The following is a 16,635-nucleotide window of genomic DNA, read 5'->3' on the forward strand; positions in this document are numbered from 1 at the left end:
ACGTAAGATCTCGTTAAGTCGCTGGAAATGCGGCTATAAAAACCTTCGCGCGGGAACGTGGAGGGGTGGCCTGCCGCGACGCGATGCGCTATATGATTCCAAGCGATTTTCGCGTGTCAAAACCGACCGGTATCCCCTTTGTCCGATAAAGAAGATGAGAAGCCCGGCGAGCCGGGCGGACCTTCCGACATTCGTCCCGTCTCCATCCTCGATGAGATGAAGCGCTCCTACCTCGATTACGCGATGAGCGTGATCGTGGCGCGGGCGCTGCCCGATGCGCGCGACGGCCTGAAGCCCGTGCACCGGCGCATCCTCTACGGCATGTACGAGAACGGCTTCGAGTGGAACAAGCCGTACCGCAAGTCGGCGCGCACCGTCGGCGACGTCATCGGTAAATACCATCCGCACGGCGACCAGTCGGTCTATGACGCGCTGGTGCGCATGGCGCAGGACTTCTCGATGCGCGTGCCGCTGATCGACGGCCAGGGCAATTTCGGCTCGGTCGACGGCGACATGCCGGCGGCGATGCGCTACACGGAATCGCGCCTGACCAAGATCGCGCAGTCGCTGCTCGACGATCTCGACAAGGACACCGTCGACTTCCAGCCGAACTACGACAATTCGGAACGAGAGCCGTCGGTGCTGCCGGCGAAGTTTCCGAACCTGCTCGTCAACGGCGCCGGCGGCATCGCCGTGGGCATGGCGACCAACATCCCGCCGCACAATCTCGGCGAGGTCATCGACGCCTGCATCGCGCTAACCGACAATCCGGCGCTGTCGATCGACGAGCTCAACCAGATCATCCCCGGACCGGACTTCCCGACCGGCGGCATCATTCTCGGCCGGGCCGGCATCCGCTCCGCCTATCACACCGGCCGCGGCTCGATCGTGATGCGCGGCAAGGTGACGATCGACACCATCCGCAAGGATCGCGAGGCGATCCTGATCACGGAAATCCCGTACCAGGTCAACAAGGCCTCGATGGTCGAGCGCATCGCCGAGCTGGTGCGCGAGAAGAAGATCGAGGGCATCTCGGACCTGCGCGACGAATCCGACCGCGACGGCTTCCGCGTCGTCGTCGAGCTCAAGCGCGACGCCGTGCCGGACGTGGTGCTGAACCAGCTCTACAAGTTCACGCCGCTGCAGACCAATTTCGGCGCCAACATGGTGGCGCTGGACGGCGGCCGGCCGCAGACCATGAACCTCAAGGATCTGCTGAGCGTGTTCGTGGCGTTCCGCGAACAGGTGGTGACGCGGCGGACCAAGTTCCTGCTCAACAAGGCGCGCGATCGCGCCCACATCCTGGTCGGCCTCGCCATCGCGGTCGCCAATATCGACGAGATCATCCGCGTTATCCGCACCTCGCCCGATCCGAACACCGCGCGCGAAACCCTGATGTCGCGCGACTGGCCGGCGCAGGACGTGGCGGCAATGATCACCCTGATCGACGATCCGCGCCACCGCATCAATCCGGACGGCACCGCGCGGCTGTCGCTCGAGCAGGCCAAGGCCATTCTCGATCTGCGCCTGCAGCGCCTCACCGCGCTCGGCCGCGAGGAGATCTCCGACGAGCTCGACAAGCTCGCGCTGGAGATCGCCGACTATCTGGACATCCTGCGCTCGCGCGCCCGCGTCCAGGACATCGTCAAGACCGAGCTGTCGGCGATCAAGGCCGAGTTTGCCACCCCGCGCCGCACCGTCATCGCCGAGCAGGAAGGCGAGATGGAGGACGAGGACCTGATCCAGCGCGAGGACATGGTCGTGACCGTGTCGCACGCCGGCTACACCAAGCGCGTACCGCTGTCGGCCTATCGTGCGCAGCGCCGCGGCGGCAAGGGCCGCACGGGCATGCAGACCCGCGAGGAGGATTTCGTCAGCCGGCTGTTCGTGGCCTCCACGCATACGCCGGTGCTGTTCTTCTCGTCGCGCGGCCAGGTCTACAAGGAGAAGGTCTGGCGGCTGCCGATCGCAGCCCCCAACGGCCGCGGCAAGGCGCTGATCAACATCCTGCCGCTCGAGCAGGGCGAGCGCATCACCACGATCATGCCGCTGCCGGAGGATGAGTCCTCCTGGGCCAATCTCGACGTGATGTTCGCCACGACCGGCGGCAATGTCCGCCGCAATAAGCTGTCGGATTTCGTCGACGTGCGCCGCTCCGGCATCATCGCGATGAAGCTCGATGAGGGCGAGGAGATCGTCAACGTCCAGATCTGCACCGAGCGCGACGACGTGCTGCTGACCGCCGCCGGCGGCCAGTGCATCCGCTTCCCCGTCACCGATGTGCGCGTCTTCACGGGCCGCACCTCGATGGGCGTGCGCGGCATCGCGCTCGCCGAGGGCGACAAGGTGATCTCGCTGTGCATCCTGCGCCATGTCGAGACCACCTCGGACGAGCGCACGGCCTATTTGAAGATGCGCCGGGCGATGTCGGGCGACGCGACGACCGAGGAGCCGGTCGAGACCGAAAGCGAGGAGGCGGCCGCGGGTGCGATCCAGCTGTCGCAGGAGCGCTATGTCGAGATGTCGGCACAGGAGCAGGTGGTGCTCACCGTGTCGGTCAATGGCTATGGCAAGCGCACTTCATCCTACGAGTACCGGACGACCGGTCGCGGCGGCAAAGGCATCGTCGCGATGTCCGTCAACAACCGCAACGGCAAGCTGGTCGCATCGTTCCCGGTCGAGGACAGCGACCAGATCATGCTGGTCACCGACAAGGGCCAGCTCATCCGCTGCCCGGTCGACGGCATCCGCATCGCCGGACGCTCCACCCAGGGCGTCATCGTGTTCAACACGGCTGACGATGAGCACGTCGTCTCGGTCGAGCACATCGGCGAGGAGACGGAGAACGGCAACGGGGCGGCTGAACCGGCGAATGGCGAATGAGGTGCGAGTGGCGAACAGGGCGTAGCGAGTAGGGGACGAATCATAGTCCCAAACTATTCGCTATTCGCTATTCGCTATTCGCTTCACTGCGCCCGCTCGACGCCGACGACGCGGGCCTCGCGGATCGCGGTCTTGGTGCCGGCGGTGCGCAGGCAGGCGGCCTCGAAATTCGGCCAGGCCTGCTGCGAGCAGTCGCGGCCGATGGGGCGGATATCCAGACGGTCAGCCTTGGCCAGCGGACGCGGCACGCTCGCTTCGACCTGCGGGGCAAAGCCCGGCAGGAGGGTGAGGGCGGCAGCCACGGAGCCGGCCGCTGCAATCGCAGAAAGCGCTTTGATCATGACGGTCCCCTGTCCTGGTCTCGATGTCGGGCCGTTCGCGGCCCGTCGTTCGTTAAGGATTTGATAACCATTCCGGGTTTCGGGATGCTTTCGCGCGCCGGCCGAAATGATTTCATGGCGCCGCGGCTGTGTTTCGCGGCCCAAGTTCCGACGAAACAATCGCGGTCAGCGGCTGCAGTTCCGTCCGGCCCGTGCGAGACGCGGCCGCGGCCATCACAGCTGCGCCAGCCGGCGGCCCGCGCAGCTTGCCCGGCTGTTCCGGCCGGTATAGGACGGACGCATGCAACGCATTGCGCTCTATCCAGGCTCGTTCGATCCCGTCACCAACGGCCATCTCGACGTGGTCCGGCAGGCCGTCCATCTCTGTGACAAGCTGATCGTCGCGGTCGGCGTGCACCACGGCAAGAAGCCGCTGTTCTCCACCGAAGAGCGGCTGGCCATGGCGCACGAGGTGTTCGGGCCGGTCGCCGCCGCCGCGGGCTGTGCGTTCGAGGCCTCGACCTACGACAATCTGACGATCACGGCGGCGCAGAAGGCCGGCGCGATCCTGATGATCCGCGGCCTGCGCGACGTCAAAGATTTCGATTATGAGATGCAATTGGCTGGCATGAACCAGACCATGGCACCGTCGATCCAGACGGTGTTCGTGCCGGCCTCGGTATCGGTTCGCCCGATCAACGCCAGCCTCGTCCGTCAGATCGCCGCGATGGGCGGCGAGATCTCGCACTTCGTGCCGCCGTCGGTGGTGGCTCCCCTGAAAGCCAAGTTCGTCTGACGATCCGTCGGCCGGCGCCCGCGTACGTCGGGTCGTCGACTTTCGCGTTCCCCTCTCATCCTTTCGGAGTTTCCATGATCCGAGCTATCGCTTTCGTCTTCGCTCTCGTGTTCGCGCTGCCGGCGCTGGCGCAATCGCTGCCCGCCGGTCTCGACAAGCAGAATGCGCTGGTCATCGACACCACCAAGGGCCGCATCGTCATCAAGCTGCGCACCGACCTGGCGCCGCAGCACGCCGAGCGGCTGAAGACCTTGGCGCGCGAGGGCTACTACAACAACGTGCCGTTCCACCGGGTGATGGAAGGCTTCATGGCGCAGACCGGCGACGGCCAGAAATTCGACGGCACTGGCGGCTCGAAATATCCGAACCTGAAGCAGGAGTTTTCGCAGACGCCGTTCAAGCGCGGCACCGTCGGCATGGCCCGCCGCGGCGACAGCGTCGATTCCGCCAACTCGCAGTTCTTCATCTGCTTCGGCGATGCGTCCTTCCTGAACGGCCAGTACACGGTGATCGGCGAGGTCGTGCAGGGCATGGACGTGGTCGACAAGCTCAAGAAGGCGCCTCCGGGCTCGGCGGGCGGCGCCGTGACCGATCCGGACAAGATGGTCAAGGTCCAGGTCGCCTCGGATATCAAGTAACCGCCCTCGAGACGCGGGCGGAGCAGGGCACCCGGCGCTCACGGCCGGGTTCCCGCCGCTTAAGGAACCCTTTGCCACGCGCCGTCCACCGGGTCGACAGCCGGGGCGGCTTCAGCTTTAAGCGGGTTGGGTCTATTCTGGACCCGCATCGCCCGGGCCTCGTTGTGCTCGGATTGCCGTCAGGAGGGGTGGCGGCCGCACAAGAGAAGGCGCCGCGACATTTCAGACCCCCGGACCGGACTGTCCGTTGTCCTGCCCCCTCATTAATTCAACCAGAACCTGAGAGACCAGAATGGCTGCGACCGAAAATACCTTGATCCTCGAAACCACCCAGGGCCCCGTCACCATCGAGATGCGTCCCGACCTCGCGCCCGGCCATGTCGCGCGCATCAAGGAGCTCGTCCGCGAGGGCTTCTATGACGGCATCGTGTTCCACCGCGTGATCGACGGCTTCATGGCGCAGACCGGCTGTCCGCAGGGCACCGGCACGGGCGGCTCGGGCAAGAAGCTGAAGGCCGAGTTCAACGCCGAGCCGCATGTCCGCGGCACCGCCTCGATGGCCCGCGCCGCCAGCCCGGATTCCGGCGACAGCCAGTTCTTCATCTGCTTCGACGACGCCCGCTTCCTCGACAAGCAGTACACCGTCTGGGGCAAGGTCACCGAGGGCATGGAGAACGTCGACAAGATCAAGCGCGGCGAGCCGGTGCAGAATCCGGACAAGATCGTGAAGGCGTACATGGCCGCCGACGCGGCGTAACGAACGACCCTGTTCATGAACACGCCTCACGGCGTGTTCATGCTCCTCTGTGCAGCGTCGCTCGCGGCGCTCGACCCTCATGGTGAGGAGCGTGCGCAGCACGCGTCTCGAACCATGAGGCCAACAGTCGGGCCTTATCCTTCGAGACGCGTGCTACGCACGCTCCTCAGGATAAGGGCCGATGGTCGTCCCAGAACGACGATGCGCACCGACCTGTTCGATTTCCATCTCCCCCCCGAGAACATCGCGCTGCGCCCGGCGAGCCCGCGCGAATCCGCGCGCATGCTGGTGGTGCAGGGCGACGGCGTGCTGCGTGACCGCACCGTCGGCGATCTGCCCGATTGGCTCGAGCCGGGCGACCAGCTCGTCGTCAACGACACCAAGGTGATCGCAGCCCAGCTCTCTGGCCGCCGCATCAGCCGCGAGACCGAGGCCAAGATCGAGGCCACCCTGATCAAGCGGCTCGACGGCTCGCACTGGCAAGCGCTGGTGCGGCCCGCCAAGAAGCTCGCGCCCGGCGATACGATCCGCTTCGGCAATGAGGGCAAGGTCTGCCTGCTCGGCCATCTCGACGCCACCGTCGAGGCCAAGGGCGAGGAGGGCGAGGTGACGCTGGCCTTCGTGTTTCACGGCCCGGCGCTCGACCAGGCCATCGCCGATCTCGGCCGGCCGCCGCTGCCGCCCTACATCGCCGGCAAACGGCCCGCGGACGAGCAGGACGCGGCCGACTACCAGACCATGTTCGCGGCCAAGGAGGGCGCCGTGGCTGCGCCCACCGCCGGCCTGCATTTCACGCCGGCTCTGGAACAGCGCTTGCGCGACCGCGGCGTCGGGCTGCAGCGCGTGACCCTGCATGTCGGCGCCGGCACGTTTCTGCCGGTGAAGGTCGAGGACACCGAGGGCCACCGCATGCATGCGGAGTGGGGCAGCCTCACCGCCGAGACGGCTCACGCGTTGAACGAGGCCCGCGCCAAGGGCGGCCGCATCGTCGCCGTCGGCACCACATCGATGCGTCTGCTGGAGAGCGCGGCGCTGCCGGACGGCACTCTCGCACCGTTCGAGTCGGAGACCTCGATCTTCATCACGCCCGGCTACCGATTCCGCGCCGTCGATATCCTGATGACCAACTTCCACCTGCCGCGCTCGACCCTGTTCATGCTGGTCTCGGCCTTCGCCGGCCTGGAGACGATGCAGGCGGCGTACAAACATGCGATCGAGAGCGGCTACCGCTTCTATTCGTATGGCGATGCGTGTTTGTTGTTCCGGCAGCCGGACGAACGCATCGTCGAGCCGTAAAATCTATCAGCGTCATTCCGGGGCATCGCGCAGCGATGAGCCCGGAATCCATAACCACGAGCAGGCGTTGTCGCCAAGACAAGCGCCACATCGATCTCCCGTCCCATGACCGCCTGTGGCTATGGATTCCGGGCTCGCGCTGCGCGCGCCCCGGAATGACGCGAGGAGAGAGGCGCATTGATGCTCGTGAGAGTCGGCCTGTCACGGCAACCTCCGCTGTGATTCCCCGCGAAGGCGGGGAATCCAGTACGCCGTGGCGGATCAGCTGATCACAGGTGCCGGTGAGTACTGGATCACCCGCTTTCGCGGGTGATGACAGCGAGGGTGGAGATGCGGCCGGGCTAACTCACGCCATCGCCCGCTCCGGCAAGAGCTCCGCGATCTGCACGGCGTTGAGCGCGGCGCCCTTCAGGAGCTGGTCGGCGGCGACGAACATCGCGATGGAGTGGCCGGAAGGATCCGACAGGTCCTTTCTGATGCGGCCGACCAGCACGTCGTCCTGGCCTGAGGCGTCGACCGGCATCGGGAAGTAGTTCTTGGCGCGGTCGTCGACGATGCGCACGCCTGGTGCGGTGGCGAGGATGCGGCGGACTTCATCTTCCGTGATCGGCTTTTCGCACTCGAAGGTGATGGCTTCGCAATGGGCGCGCAGCACCGGCACGCGGACACAGGTCACGCCGATGGCGATGCCCTCGTCCTCGAAGATCTTGCGGGTCTCGTTGATGACCTTGGTCTCTTCGTCGTTGTAGCCGGTGTCGGGATCGATGGCGGTGTTGTGGCTGAACAGGTTGAAGGCGAACGGGTGCGGCATCACCTTGGGCGCATAGACCTGGCCGTTGAGGTTGGCGCGGGTCGACTGCACCAGTTCGTCCATCGCGGCCGCACCGGCGCCGCTGGCGGCCTGGTAGGTCGAGATGATCACGCGCTTGATGCGGTTCTGCTGGTGGATCGGCCACAGCGGCACCAGAGCCGTGATGGCGGCGCAATTCGGATTGGCGATGATGCCCTTGTGGTCGCGGATGCGGCGGGCGTTGATCTCGGGGATCACCAGCGGCACGTTCGGGTCCATGCGGAACGCCGAGGAATTGTCGACCACGACGGCGCCGGAGCGGACCGCGATCGGCGCGAACTTCTTGGAGATGCCGCTGCCGGCCGAGAACAGCGCGATGTCGACGCCCTCGAACGAGCGCTCGTTGAGCTCCTCGATCACGATCGTCTGGCCGCGAAAGCTGAGGGTCTGGCCGGCCGAGCGGGCGCTCGCCAGCGCCTTCAGCTTGCCGACACGGACATTGCGGCGGTCCAGGGTGGCGATGAACTCGGCGCCGACGGCGCCGGTGACGCCGACGATGGCAATGGTGGGATCGTGAGGCACGTGGGGAGTCTCCGGTTGAAATTTGGGCATAAAAAAAGCCCCGGACCTTCATCAGGCGGGGCTTCGGTTCGAAGATGATCGCGATCGAGGTCGATTACGCGCGCACGCCTCCCGAGGCCCGCAAGGGCTTGGTGGTTTTCGTCGTGCGTTTGATCGAGGTCGACATGATCAGGGACCATAGGGGCGGTCGGAACCGCCGTCAACGCCGTTATCGGCCGAACGCCGCCGATGGCGGTTGAATCGGGGGCCGTCCTGACGCAATAAGCCGGCCATGAGCTCCCCCGGCGATCCACTCCCCAACCATTTCGAACTGCTCGGCACGGACGGCGCGGCCCGCACCGGCCGGTTGACGACGCCGCATGGCGTGGTCCGCACCCCCGCCTTCATGCCGGTGGGAACGGCCGGCGCGATGAAGGGCATTCACTGGCGCGACGTACGCGAGGCCGGTGCCGATATCGTGCTCGGCAACACCTATCATCTGATGCTGCGTCCCACGGCGGAGCGGATCGCGGCGCTGGGCGGCCTGCAGCGCTTCACCGGCTGGGGCGGACCGATGCTGACGGATTCCGGCGGCTTCCAGGTGATGTCACTGTCGGCCCTGCGCAAGGTCACCGAGCAGGCCGTGACGTTCCGCTCGCATATCGACGGCGCCAAGATCGAGCTGTCGCCGGAGCGCGCCATCGAGGTGCAGCGCCTGCTCAACTCCGACATTGCGATGCAGCTCGACGAATGCGTGCGGCTGCCAGCGGAGCCCGCCGACATCGAGCGGGCAATGCGGCTGTCGCTGCGCTGGGCCGAGCGCTGCCGCCGCGCCTTCGAGAGTGCGCCTCCCGGCTACATGCTGTTTGGCATCGTCCAGGGCGGCGATCTCCCGGCGTTGCGCCAGGCGAGCGCGCAGGCGCTGGTCGACATCGGCTTCCATGGCTATGCGATCGGCGGACTTGCGGTGGGCGAGCCACAGGCGGTGATGCTGGAGATGATCGAGGCCACCGTGCCGGCGCTGCCGGCCGACCGGCCGCGCTATCTGATGGGCGTCGGAACGCCCGACGATCTGTTGGAGTCGGTGAAGCGCGGCGTCGACATGTTCGACTGCGTGCTGCCGACCCGCAACGGCCGCCACGGCGTCGCCTATACGCGCTTCGGGCCGGTCAATTTGCGCAACGCCCGTCACGCCGATGACCCGCGTCCGCTGGACGAGGAAAGCCCATGGCCGCCGGCGCGCGGCTACGCGCGCGCCTACCTGCATCACCTGATCAAGGCCGGCGAGGCGTTGGGGGCGACGCTGCTGTCGGAGATCAACATCGCTTATTTCCAGCAACTGATGGCCGGAATGCGCGAAGCCATTGCCCAAGGGCGGTTCACGGAGTTCTACGACCGCACCAAGGCGGATTGGGCGCGGGGTGACATCGCGCCGCGCGTCAATTGATGGCGTGGTCGTTCGGGAGCCATGACGGCGCGGGACAACTGGTAGGGGTGGGCCTTGCGGAAACACCTGACGGCGCTCCGGCGCGATGGCTGCGGCATCGCGCCCTGGAACGGTCCATCGCCGCCTCAGTTGCAGACGAAGCGGCTCTTGACGGAATGCTTGGTGACGAAGCCGTAGCCGCAGGTGTCGCAGGTCCAGAGATAGCTGATCGCGTTGTCGGCCAGATACGCGGACGCCTCCGCGGCAATCATGGAATCGGCGCAGACCGGGCATGTCGGCAAATCGCAGCCGCGCGGATTTGGGCGGGGCGATGCGGTCGACACGAGATCAGCGAGTGCTGACATAGTGACCTCCTGGGCGATCTCTTTGTTATGAGCTGCGTTTGAATGACGTCAGCTTCGCATGTGGCAACTTCGAACGAGTCAGGTCCGACAGGTCGAACGTCCGCGGATATCAGGTCCGTCACACAAAGAGTTTGTCTGGTGGTCTGTTGTTTTTGTCTATGACTGCAGCGCCGTTCGGTGCGAACGTTCTGCTTGTATCATTCCAAAGATGACATCTTGCTGATGCCGTCTATTGATGCGGTCTTGTGATGCCGTCGCGCCGATTCCGCTCAAGCCTCTGCCACCGCCGAATCAGTACCGTAAATCTTCGTCCTACTGAAGTCTAACCTACACCGCGTTCATTGACCTTGTCGCAACACAAATGCGTTGGTTTTGCGCAATTTTGCGACGACTTGTTGTGCAATGCCGCGATGGCGAGGTCGCGTAAACGTGCTTGCGCAGCGCAGCAGGCTCGCTGAAGATGGTCAGTGTCATTGTCGATATAGCGCGCCCGATGCGCGCAAGGAGTGATTTCATGGACTCGCAAGCTGCGACACAGCGTCCCGGACGCGGGCGTGTTTTCGATTCAATTGTCGAGGCTTTTGGCAATACGCCGATTGTGCGGTTGCGAAAGCTGCCCGAGCAGCATGGCGTGAAGGCGACCATCCTCGCCAAGTTGGAATATTTCAATCCGGCGGCGAGCGTGAAGGACCGCATCGGCGTCGGCATGATCCTGGCGATGGAGCAGGCCGGCCTGCTCAAGCCGGACTCCGTGCTCGTCGAGCCCACCTCGGGCAACACCGGCATCGCGCTGGCCTTCGTCGCGGCGGCCCGCGGCTACAAGCTGAAGCTGGTGATGCCGGAGTCGATGTCGGTGGAGCGGCGCAAGATGCTCGCCTTCCTCGGTGCGGAGATCGTGCTGACGCCGGCCGCGCAGGGCATGAAGGGCGCCATTGCGACCGCGGAGGAGCTGTTGCGGACAACGCCGAACGCGGTGATGCCGCAGCAGTTCAAGAACCTCGCCAACCCCGACATCCATCGCCGCACCACGGCGGAGGAGATCTGGAACGACACGGCCGGCAATATCGACATCTTTGTCGCCGGCGTCGGCACCGGCGGTACCATCACCGGCGTGGGCCAGGTGCTCAAGTCGCGCAAGCCGGGCCTCAAGGTGGTTGCGGTCGAGCCGGAGGAGAGTCCGGTCTTGTCGGGCGGTCAGCATTCGCCGCACAAGATCCAGGGCATCGGCGCCGGCTTCGTGCCCGATATTCTCGACCGCGCCGTGATCGACGAGATCGTCAAGATCAACAGCGCCACCGCGATCGAGACGTCGCGCGCGCTGGCGCGCAACGAGGGCATCCCCGGCGGCATCTCCTCGGGCGCGGCGATTGCGGCCGCGATCGAACTCGGCAAGCGGCCGGAGAATGCCGGCAAGACGATCCTGGCGATCGTGCCGTCATTCTCGGAGCGCTACCTGTCCACGGCGCTGTTCGAGGGGATCTGAATCATGGCCGATCAGCCGCGACGTCCCCGCACCCTGGCCGACGCCCGCACCGAAGCGGAAGCGGCATTCAAGAAGGTCACCACCAAGCCGGTCGAGGCGCCGCCGAAGAAGGCGGCTGTCCCGGGGGTGCGGGAGCAGGTGACGTTGCGGATCGATCAGGACGTGCTCGAGCATTTCCAATCCGAAGGTCCTGGCTGGCAGGACCGCATCAACGCGGCTTTGCGCAAGGCGGCGGGTCTGTAGCTGAACAACGATGTGCCGGGCCTGACGGCGGAGCGAGTCTCGGTCCGCGGGGCTCGGCATTGCCGAACTCATCGCTTGAATTTTTCGTTGCGGTCGACCGTGCTGTAAGCGCGGAATCGTGCGTCGTCATCCCTGATTACCATCGACGTCGAGATGCCGCTGACGGTGTTTGCGAACCGTCCTTTCCCGTTGCGCAGTGGTAAATTGGCGCAGTGCACGTGATGATGGAACTTCTTCTTCTCATCGTCCCCATCCTGATCTATCGTCGCTGCAAATCGTCTTTCAAAGTTCTCTCGCGTTTCCCACCCGGCGAAGCGGCGATGTCGTGAAGAGCAGGCCTCTGCCGCGCGTCGTCTGACATGCTGGAATTGTCCCGACTGAGCCATTTCGACGCCTCTCCGGGAGCGTCTCATGAGTCCCGAGGCTGAGCTTCCAGTTCGTGTGCTGCTCGTTGAAAGTGGTCCGGCGAGCGGACAGATGATGCGGGATGCGATCACTGGCCACTTGATGATGGATGGCTGTGAATTGTTGTCCGTTGCAACAATTGCCGAAGCGCAGGTCATGATGGCGCAGCAGCCGATCGATGTGGTCGTGCTGGATCTGGGCGAGTCCGACGCGCACGGCGTCCGCGATGTCCAGGATCTCAGAGCGGCCGGTCAGGACATCCCGATCATTGTCGTCAATGGAGCGTCCGATATCGAGGCCATGAGAGCCTATGTGCAGGCTGGCGCGCGCGACTACCTCCCGACGGCGGACGCCGGACCTTCGTCGTTGCGGCGCGCAGTGATCCATGCCACCGGGCGGCGCCGCCAGGATCGCATCGACGACAACCGGCGCTCGCTTGCCAACGATCGAGGCATGTCATCGGCCGGTCGCGCCACCAGCGTCACGGCGCAGTTCGCCGGACACGGTTCGATCCGGGAGCGCAACCCGCGAGCCTTCGACAGCCTGGTCGAGCAATATCTGGCGCTGTTCAAGGAGTATCTGGACCCGCGTGCCGACCACCATGTCCGTCCGCTGCCCACGATGGAGAGGCTTGCGACAGGGATCGGCGATGAAGGCGGTGGTCCGCGCGATCTGCTCGACCTCCACGTCGTCGCACTCGAGAAGGCGATCGGCGGGACGACGGTCGAGCGAACGAGCACGCTGGTGTTCGAAGGCCGGTTGCTCGCCATCGAGATGATGGGGCTGCTCGTCGACTACTACCGGCTCGGACACCGACGTCGCATTGCACCGGGAGATAGGGGATGACCCTGCAGCTCGGATTGTTCGTGACCGGCCAGACCTCGAATTCGCTGCGGGCGATGGAGAACCTGCGCAGAATCGTTCAGCAGGAGCTGAACATCCCTTGCGAGATCGACATCATCGATGTGCTGGAACATCCGCAGATCGCCGAAGACGAGAAGATCGTTGCGACACCCACGCTGGTGAAGCGCCATCCGGGTCCGGTGCGAAAAATCATCGGCGATCTCAGCGACACCAGGAAGGTCCTGCTGGGACTCGGGATCCTCCAGAATTCGTCGACGGTGCAGCTTGGAAAGGAGGAGGGGACAAGGAATGAGCGGGGTTAAGGCTGTCGAACTCGAGAAGTTGCGGACGGGAATTGCCGGATTCGACCAGATTTCGAACGGTGGACTACCGCTCAATCGAAGCACATTGATCGCCGGCACGGCCGGCAGCGGAAAAACCGTGCTTGCGCTGCAGTTTCTCGTCATGGGCGTGAGGACCTGCGGCGAGCATGGCGTCTGTGTCACCTTCGAGGAGGCTCCGGAAGACCTGATGCGCAACGTCGCGTCGTTCGGCTGGGATTTCGAGAAGATGAACCGCGACGGCCAGATCGCGATCGTCGATGCCACCCCGGAGCAGGGCGAGGAGGTGCTCGAGGCCGGCAACTACGATCTGTCGGCGCTGATGGCCCGGATCGAGAATGCGATCCGCAGGGTCAACGCCAAGCGGGTCGTGTTCGATTCCGTCGGGGCGCTGTTTCCTCAGTTCTCGGACTCCAACGTCGTGCGTCGAGAACTGCACCGGATCGCCAGCGCGCTGCGACTTCTTGGCGTCACCACCATCATCACCATGGAGCGTCTCAACGAGGACGGCGGGCTGGGGCGTTTTGGCGTCGAGGAGTTCGTCGCCGACAACGTTCTGCTGCTGCGCAACCGGCTCGAGCAGGAGAAGCGCCGGCGGACGATCGAGATCCTCAAATTCCGCGGCGCCACGCATCAGAAGGGCGAATATCCGTTCACGGTCGACCACGCCGAGGGAGTCGCGATCATTCCGCTGTCGTCGATCGAGCTGAAACAGCGCTCGAGCGACCTCCGGGTGTCCTCCGGCGTGCCCGAGCTGGATCAGATGTGCGGCGGCGGCTTCTATCGCGATTCCATCATCCTGGTGAGCGGTGCCACCGGCACCGGCAAGACATTGATGGTCACGCACTACCTCAAGGCCGCCATCGAACGCGGCGAGCGTGCGTTGCTGATCGCGGCCGAGGAGAGCCGCGAGCAGTTGACGCGCAATGCCTCCAACTGGAACGTCGACTTCGATTCAGCCGAGAAGGAAGGCCTTCTCCGCATCATCGCAAGATATCCCGAGACCATGGGGCTGGAGGATCACCAGCTCTACATCCAGCGGGAGATCAACGAGTTTCAGCCGAGCCGGCTGGCGGTCGACAGCCTGTCGGCGTTCGAACGTGCAGGCTCGCCGAAGTCCTACAGGGAATTCGTCATCGCTCTGACGAGCCATATCAAGAAGGTCGGCATCACCGGTCTCTTCACCAACACGACATCGATGCTGATGGGCGGCGAGTCGATCACGGAGACCCATATTTCGACCATCACCGACATGATCTTGCTGCTGCGCTACGTCGAGCTCTACGGCATGATGCGGAGGGGACTGGCGATCTTGAAGATGCGCGGCACGCAGCATGACAAGGACATCCGCGAATATGTCATCGACGGCCACGGCATGCATCTGGTCGCAACCTTCCGCGATGTGCATGGCATTCTGACCGGGGCTCCCACCTACATGTTCACGCGGGAGCGCGACCATCTTGCTGAGATGTTTGCCAGCCCGCAACGTGAGTCCTAGGCAGGGACGTTCCTCATGCACGCATCACACTACCGAGTGCTGGTGATTGGTGGCGAGTCCGCGCCAGTCTTGCCCGCGTCGGTAGGAGGTGATGGCGAGAACGGATCCGTGATCGACATGAGCCGGGTGGCGACGATCGCGGAGGCGCGTCGCAGGCTCGAGACCACCTCCTACGACACCATCCTGATGAACCTGGCCTTCGCGCAGGCGATCGATGCTCTCCCGGACGATCTGCAAGCCCTGGCCTCCGCGAGCCCAGTCCTGCTCTACAATCAGCCCGCGGATGCGCGCGCCGGCGGCCCGGCGGAGCTCGGGTTGCCACTCATCGGGTCGGCGAAGCAGGCCTTGCCGCGCGACTACCGCCACTTCGGCCAGTTGTTGGAGGCCGTGCCGGACGCGCTGATCGTCACCAATCAGGACAACGAAGTCGCGTTCGTCAACCGGGCGGCCCGCGAGCTGTTCGGCAAGGCGCGTGACGACTTCATCGGTGAGAGAGTGAGCTTTGCGGTCCGAGAAGGTGAGATCTCGGAGATCGAGGTCTATCGCGGCAAGGTCGTCCGGCGCTGCGAGCTGCGCGCGTCGCGTTGCACATGGGAGGGGGCGCCGGCCCAGCTCCATCTCATTCAGGACGTGACCGAGCAGAAGCGGCTCAACGAAGAGCTTCGACAGTCTCAAAAGATGGAGGCGGTTGGCGTGCTGGCGGGCGGGATCGCGCACGACTTCAACAACCTTCTGGTCGTGATGATGGTCTATGCGGAGATGCTGCGCGAGGAATGTCAGGGCGACGACCCCCGCCTGCCGGACGTGATGGAGCTGATCAAGGCGGTCGATCGCGGGCGAGATCTGACGCGGCAACTGCTCGCGTTCTCGCGCAAGCAGCCGGCAACGCTCGCGCTCGTCGATCTCGGCGCCACCCTGTCGGATCTGCAGAAGATGTTCAGCCGGCTTCTGCCGAGCAACATCGACATCAGCACCGAGGTCGAGCAGCAGTGCTGGCCGGTGATCGCGGACCGCGTGCAGATCGAGCAGCTCATTATGAATCTTGCCCTCAATGCCCGCGATGCGATGCCCTCGGGCGGCCAGCTGACGATCGCGGTGGCCAACACGACCATCCAGCGCAGCGACGAGGGTGTCGAGCCTGGTGACTATGTCATGATGACGGTGAGGGACACCGGCATCGGCATTCCTGCCGATGATCTCGAGCGCATCTTCGATCCGTTCTTCACGACCAAGGTGCGCGGCGGCGGCACCGGCCTTGGGCTTGCGACCTGCTACGGCATCGTCAAGCAGGCGGGCGGCAGTATCGCCGTCAGGAGTGTGGTCGGCGAGGGGACCAGCTTCGTCGTGCTGTTGCCGCGCGCGAACGGAACGATCCAGACCGAGGCCGCGCCGGCTCCCTTGGTTCGGGAGACCCGGGGCGGCGAGCGGATCCTGCTGGTCGAGGACAATTCTCTCGCCCAACGCGCGACGGCCTCGATGCTGCAGCGCGCCGGATACTCGGTACAGTCCATGGCCAATGGCGAAGAGGCACTGCGTTTTCTTCGCGATCACGCCGATGCCGTTGACCTGGTCCTGAGCGACGTGGTCATGCCGCAGCTCAGCGGGCCGGAACTCGCCCGGCAGCTCTCGCTGTCTCATCCTGATCTGCCGGTCGTTTTCATGACGGGTTACTCGAACGATCCGATCATCGCCGATGCCGGCGAAAATCGGATCGGCGGCCGGCCGACGATCATGAAGCCGTTCAAGCGCGAGGAACTGCTCGCGTTCATCGGCGACGCCATCGAACGCAAGCGCCGCGTCGAGGACCGCCGCCTCGACCGACCGATCAACGGGCCCCCGACCGCAGGAGCTCCATCGTAGCGGGCGCTCTCAGCAAAAAGGATGTCATCCGGCGCCATGATGTCGCGGCTGGATGACGCGCCGATCGGCGTGGATCAGATCGGCTGTCGCGGCCGACCAGTGTCTTGTCACAGGCAGCAAAAAGCCCGTG

The 16,635-nt window shown here is 64.8% G+C and carries 17 protein-coding genes; 13 read left to right on the forward strand and 4 right to left on the reverse strand.

What is annotated here, in order from left to right:
* Positions 1-138: 138 nt before the first annotated feature.
* Positions 139-2,883 (forward strand): DNA gyrase subunit A, encoded by a 2,745-nt coding sequence (gene gyrA / locus ACQR0Z_RS17045; protein WP_434919419.1) that lies wholly within the window; start codon positions 139-141, stop codon positions 2,881-2,883.
* Between the two features lie 83 nt (positions 2,884-2,966).
* Here the strand turns inward: gyrA and ACQR0Z_RS17050 are convergent, their stop codons facing one another.
* Entirely contained in the window at positions 2,967-3,224 is a 258-nt protein-coding gene (locus ACQR0Z_RS17050; RefSeq protein ID WP_434859003.1) for a hypothetical protein, read from the reverse strand.
* Positions 3,225-3,504: 280 nt separating this feature from the next.
* On the opposite strand from ACQR0Z_RS17050, the gene coaD reads away from it, so the two are divergent.
* The 4 genes from coaD (at position 3,505) to queA (ending at position 6,690) form a co-directional block, all read left to right on the forward strand.
* Positions 3,505-3,999 carry a pantetheine-phosphate adenylyltransferase gene (coaD, locus tag ACQR0Z_RS17055; protein WP_434919420.1) on the forward strand — a complete coding sequence of 165 codons (495 nt, stop codon included), beginning with the start codon at positions 3,505-3,507 and terminating at the stop codon, positions 3,997-3,999.
* 74 nt (positions 4,000-4,073) lie between these two features.
* Positions 4,074-4,637: a peptidylprolyl isomerase gene (locus tag ACQR0Z_RS17060; protein ID WP_434859001.1), complete on the forward strand. Its 564-nt coding sequence runs from the start codon at positions 4,074-4,076 to the stop codon at positions 4,635-4,637.
* Positions 4,638-4,929: 292 nt separating this feature from the next.
* Positions 4,930-5,394: a peptidylprolyl isomerase gene (locus ACQR0Z_RS17065; protein WP_434859000.1), complete on the forward strand. Its 465-nt coding sequence runs from the start codon at positions 4,930-4,932 to the stop codon at positions 5,392-5,394.
* Positions 5,395-5,595: 201 nt separating this feature from the next.
* Complete coding sequence (gene queA, locus ACQR0Z_RS17070) at positions 5,596-6,690, forward strand: tRNA preQ1(34) S-adenosylmethionine ribosyltransferase-isomerase QueA (protein WP_434919421.1); 1,095 nt, start codon at positions 5,596-5,598, stop codon at positions 6,688-6,690.
* A 346-nt stretch (positions 6,691-7,036) separates the two neighbouring features.
* Here the strand turns inward: queA and ACQR0Z_RS17075 are convergent, their stop codons facing one another.
* A complete protein-coding gene (locus ACQR0Z_RS17075) occupies positions 7,037-8,062 on the reverse strand; it encodes an aspartate-semialdehyde dehydrogenase (RefSeq protein WP_434877247.1) in 1,026 nt (341 codons plus the stop codon).
* A 74-nt stretch (positions 8,063-8,136) separates the two neighbouring features.
* On the opposite strand from ACQR0Z_RS17075, the gene ACQR0Z_RS17080 reads away from it, so the two are divergent.
* Both ACQR0Z_RS17080 and tgt read left to right on the forward strand, forming a co-directional pair.
* On the forward strand, positions 8,137-8,301 hold the full coding sequence (locus tag ACQR0Z_RS17080; RefSeq protein WP_434919422.1) for a hypothetical protein: 165 nt from the start codon (positions 8,137-8,139) through the stop codon (positions 8,299-8,301).
* Between the two features lie 32 nt (positions 8,302-8,333).
* A complete protein-coding gene (tgt, locus tag ACQR0Z_RS17085) occupies positions 8,334-9,488 on the forward strand; it encodes a tRNA guanosine(34) transglycosylase Tgt (protein WP_434877248.1) in 1,155 nt (384 codons plus the stop codon).
* 125 nt (positions 9,489-9,613) lie between these two features.
* On the opposite strand, the gene ACQR0Z_RS17090 is transcribed toward tgt, so the two are convergent.
* A complete protein-coding gene (locus ACQR0Z_RS17090; RefSeq protein WP_434858995.1) occupies positions 9,614-9,832 on the reverse strand; it encodes a hypothetical protein in 219 nt (72 codons plus the stop codon).
* Positions 9,833-10,346: 514 nt separating this feature from the next.
* Here ACQR0Z_RS17090 and cysK point away from each other — a divergent pair.
* Positions 10,347-11,315 carry a cysteine synthase A gene (cysK, locus tag ACQR0Z_RS17095; protein WP_434919423.1) on the forward strand — a complete coding sequence of 323 codons (969 nt, stop codon included), beginning with the start codon at positions 10,347-10,349 and terminating at the stop codon, positions 11,313-11,315.
* 3 nt (positions 11,316-11,318) lie between these two features.
* Positions 11,319-11,558: a BrnA antitoxin family protein gene (locus ACQR0Z_RS17100; RefSeq protein ID WP_315711784.1), complete on the forward strand. Its 240-nt coding sequence runs from the start codon at positions 11,319-11,321 to the stop codon at positions 11,556-11,558.
* Positions 11,559-11,626: 68 nt separating this feature from the next.
* Here the strand turns inward: ACQR0Z_RS17100 and ACQR0Z_RS17105 are convergent, their stop codons facing one another.
* Entirely contained in the window at positions 11,627-11,944 is a 318-nt protein-coding gene (locus tag ACQR0Z_RS17105) for a hypothetical protein (protein ID WP_434858992.1), read from the reverse strand.
* 25 nt (positions 11,945-11,969) lie between these two features.
* Between ACQR0Z_RS17105 and ACQR0Z_RS17110 the strand changes: the two genes are divergently transcribed.
* Genes ACQR0Z_RS17110 through ACQR0Z_RS17125 form a run of 4 tightly spaced genes read left to right on the forward strand, consistent with a single transcriptional unit; the run spans position 11,970 to position 16,505 of the window.
* The gene (locus ACQR0Z_RS17110; RefSeq protein ID WP_434919424.1) at positions 11,970-12,809 is read left to right on the forward strand and encodes a response regulator; all 840 of its coding nucleotides are present in this window, start codon (positions 11,970-11,972) and stop codon (positions 12,807-12,809) included.
* The gene (locus tag ACQR0Z_RS17115) at positions 12,806-13,129 is read left to right on the forward strand and encodes a circadian clock KaiB family protein (protein ID WP_434858990.1); all 324 of its coding nucleotides are present in this window, start codon (positions 12,806-12,808) and stop codon (positions 13,127-13,129) included. Before ACQR0Z_RS17110 ends, ACQR0Z_RS17115 begins: the two co-directional genes overlap by 4 nt.
* Positions 13,116-14,645, forward strand: a complete 1,530-nt coding sequence (gene kaiC, locus ACQR0Z_RS17120) for a circadian clock protein KaiC (protein ID WP_434858989.1) — start codon at positions 13,116-13,118, stop codon at positions 14,643-14,645. The genes ACQR0Z_RS17115 and kaiC overlap by 14 nt, the downstream gene beginning before the upstream one ends.
* Positions 14,646-14,660: 15 nt before the next feature.
* Entirely contained in the window at positions 14,661-16,505 is a 1,845-nt protein-coding gene (locus ACQR0Z_RS17125) for an ATP-binding protein (protein WP_434919425.1), read from the forward strand.
* Positions 16,506-16,635 lie beyond the last annotated feature (130 nt).

Source organism: Bradyrhizobium sp. HKCCYLS3077 (assembly GCF_051167555.1).
In the GTDB taxonomy this organism is placed as follows: Bacteria; Pseudomonadota; Alphaproteobacteria; order Rhizobiales; family Xanthobacteraceae; genus Bradyrhizobium.

Excerpts from the sequence above, each read along its gene's own strand:
- ACQR0Z_RS17050 (WP_434859003.1), bottom strand. The coding sequence starts at position 3,224 with ATGATCAAAGCGCTTTCTGCGATTGCAGCGGCCGGCTCCGTGGCTGCC.
- coaD (WP_434919420.1), top strand. The coding sequence starts at position 3,505 with ATGCAACGCATTGCGCTCTATCCAGGCTCGTTCGATCCCGTCACCAAC.
- ACQR0Z_RS17060 (WP_434859001.1), top strand. The coding sequence starts at position 4,074 with ATGATCCGAGCTATCGCTTTCGTCTTCGCTCTCGTGTTCGCGCTGCCG.
- ACQR0Z_RS17065 (WP_434859000.1), top strand. The coding sequence starts at position 4,930 with ATGGCTGCGACCGAAAATACCTTGATCCTCGAAACCACCCAGGGCCCC.
- queA (WP_434919421.1), top strand. The coding sequence starts at position 5,596 with ATGCGCACCGACCTGTTCGATTTCCATCTCCCCCCCGAGAACATCGCG.
- ACQR0Z_RS17080 (WP_434919422.1), top strand. The coding sequence starts at position 8,137 with ATGATCGCGATCGAGGTCGATTACGCGCGCACGCCTCCCGAGGCCCGC.
- tgt (WP_434877248.1), top strand. The coding sequence starts at position 8,334 with ATGAGCTCCCCCGGCGATCCACTCCCCAACCATTTCGAACTGCTCGGC.
- ACQR0Z_RS17090 (WP_434858995.1), bottom strand. The coding sequence starts at position 9,832 with ATGTCAGCACTCGCTGATCTCGTGTCGACCGCATCGCCCCGCCCAAAT.
- cysK (WP_434919423.1), top strand. The coding sequence starts at position 10,347 with ATGGACTCGCAAGCTGCGACACAGCGTCCCGGACGCGGGCGTGTTTTC.
- ACQR0Z_RS17100 (WP_315711784.1), top strand. The coding sequence starts at position 11,319 with ATGGCCGATCAGCCGCGACGTCCCCGCACCCTGGCCGACGCCCGCACC.
- ACQR0Z_RS17105 (WP_434858992.1), bottom strand. The coding sequence starts at position 11,944 with ATGGCTCAGTCGGGACAATTCCAGCATGTCAGACGACGCGCGGCAGAG.
- ACQR0Z_RS17110 (WP_434919424.1), top strand. The coding sequence starts at position 11,970 with ATGAGTCCCGAGGCTGAGCTTCCAGTTCGTGTGCTGCTCGTTGAAAGT.
- ACQR0Z_RS17115 (WP_434858990.1), top strand. The coding sequence starts at position 12,806 with ATGACCCTGCAGCTCGGATTGTTCGTGACCGGCCAGACCTCGAATTCG.
- kaiC (WP_434858989.1), top strand. The coding sequence starts at position 13,116 with ATGAGCGGGGTTAAGGCTGTCGAACTCGAGAAGTTGCGGACGGGAATT.
- ACQR0Z_RS17125 (WP_434919425.1), top strand. The coding sequence starts at position 14,661 with ATGCACGCATCACACTACCGAGTGCTGGTGATTGGTGGCGAGTCCGCG.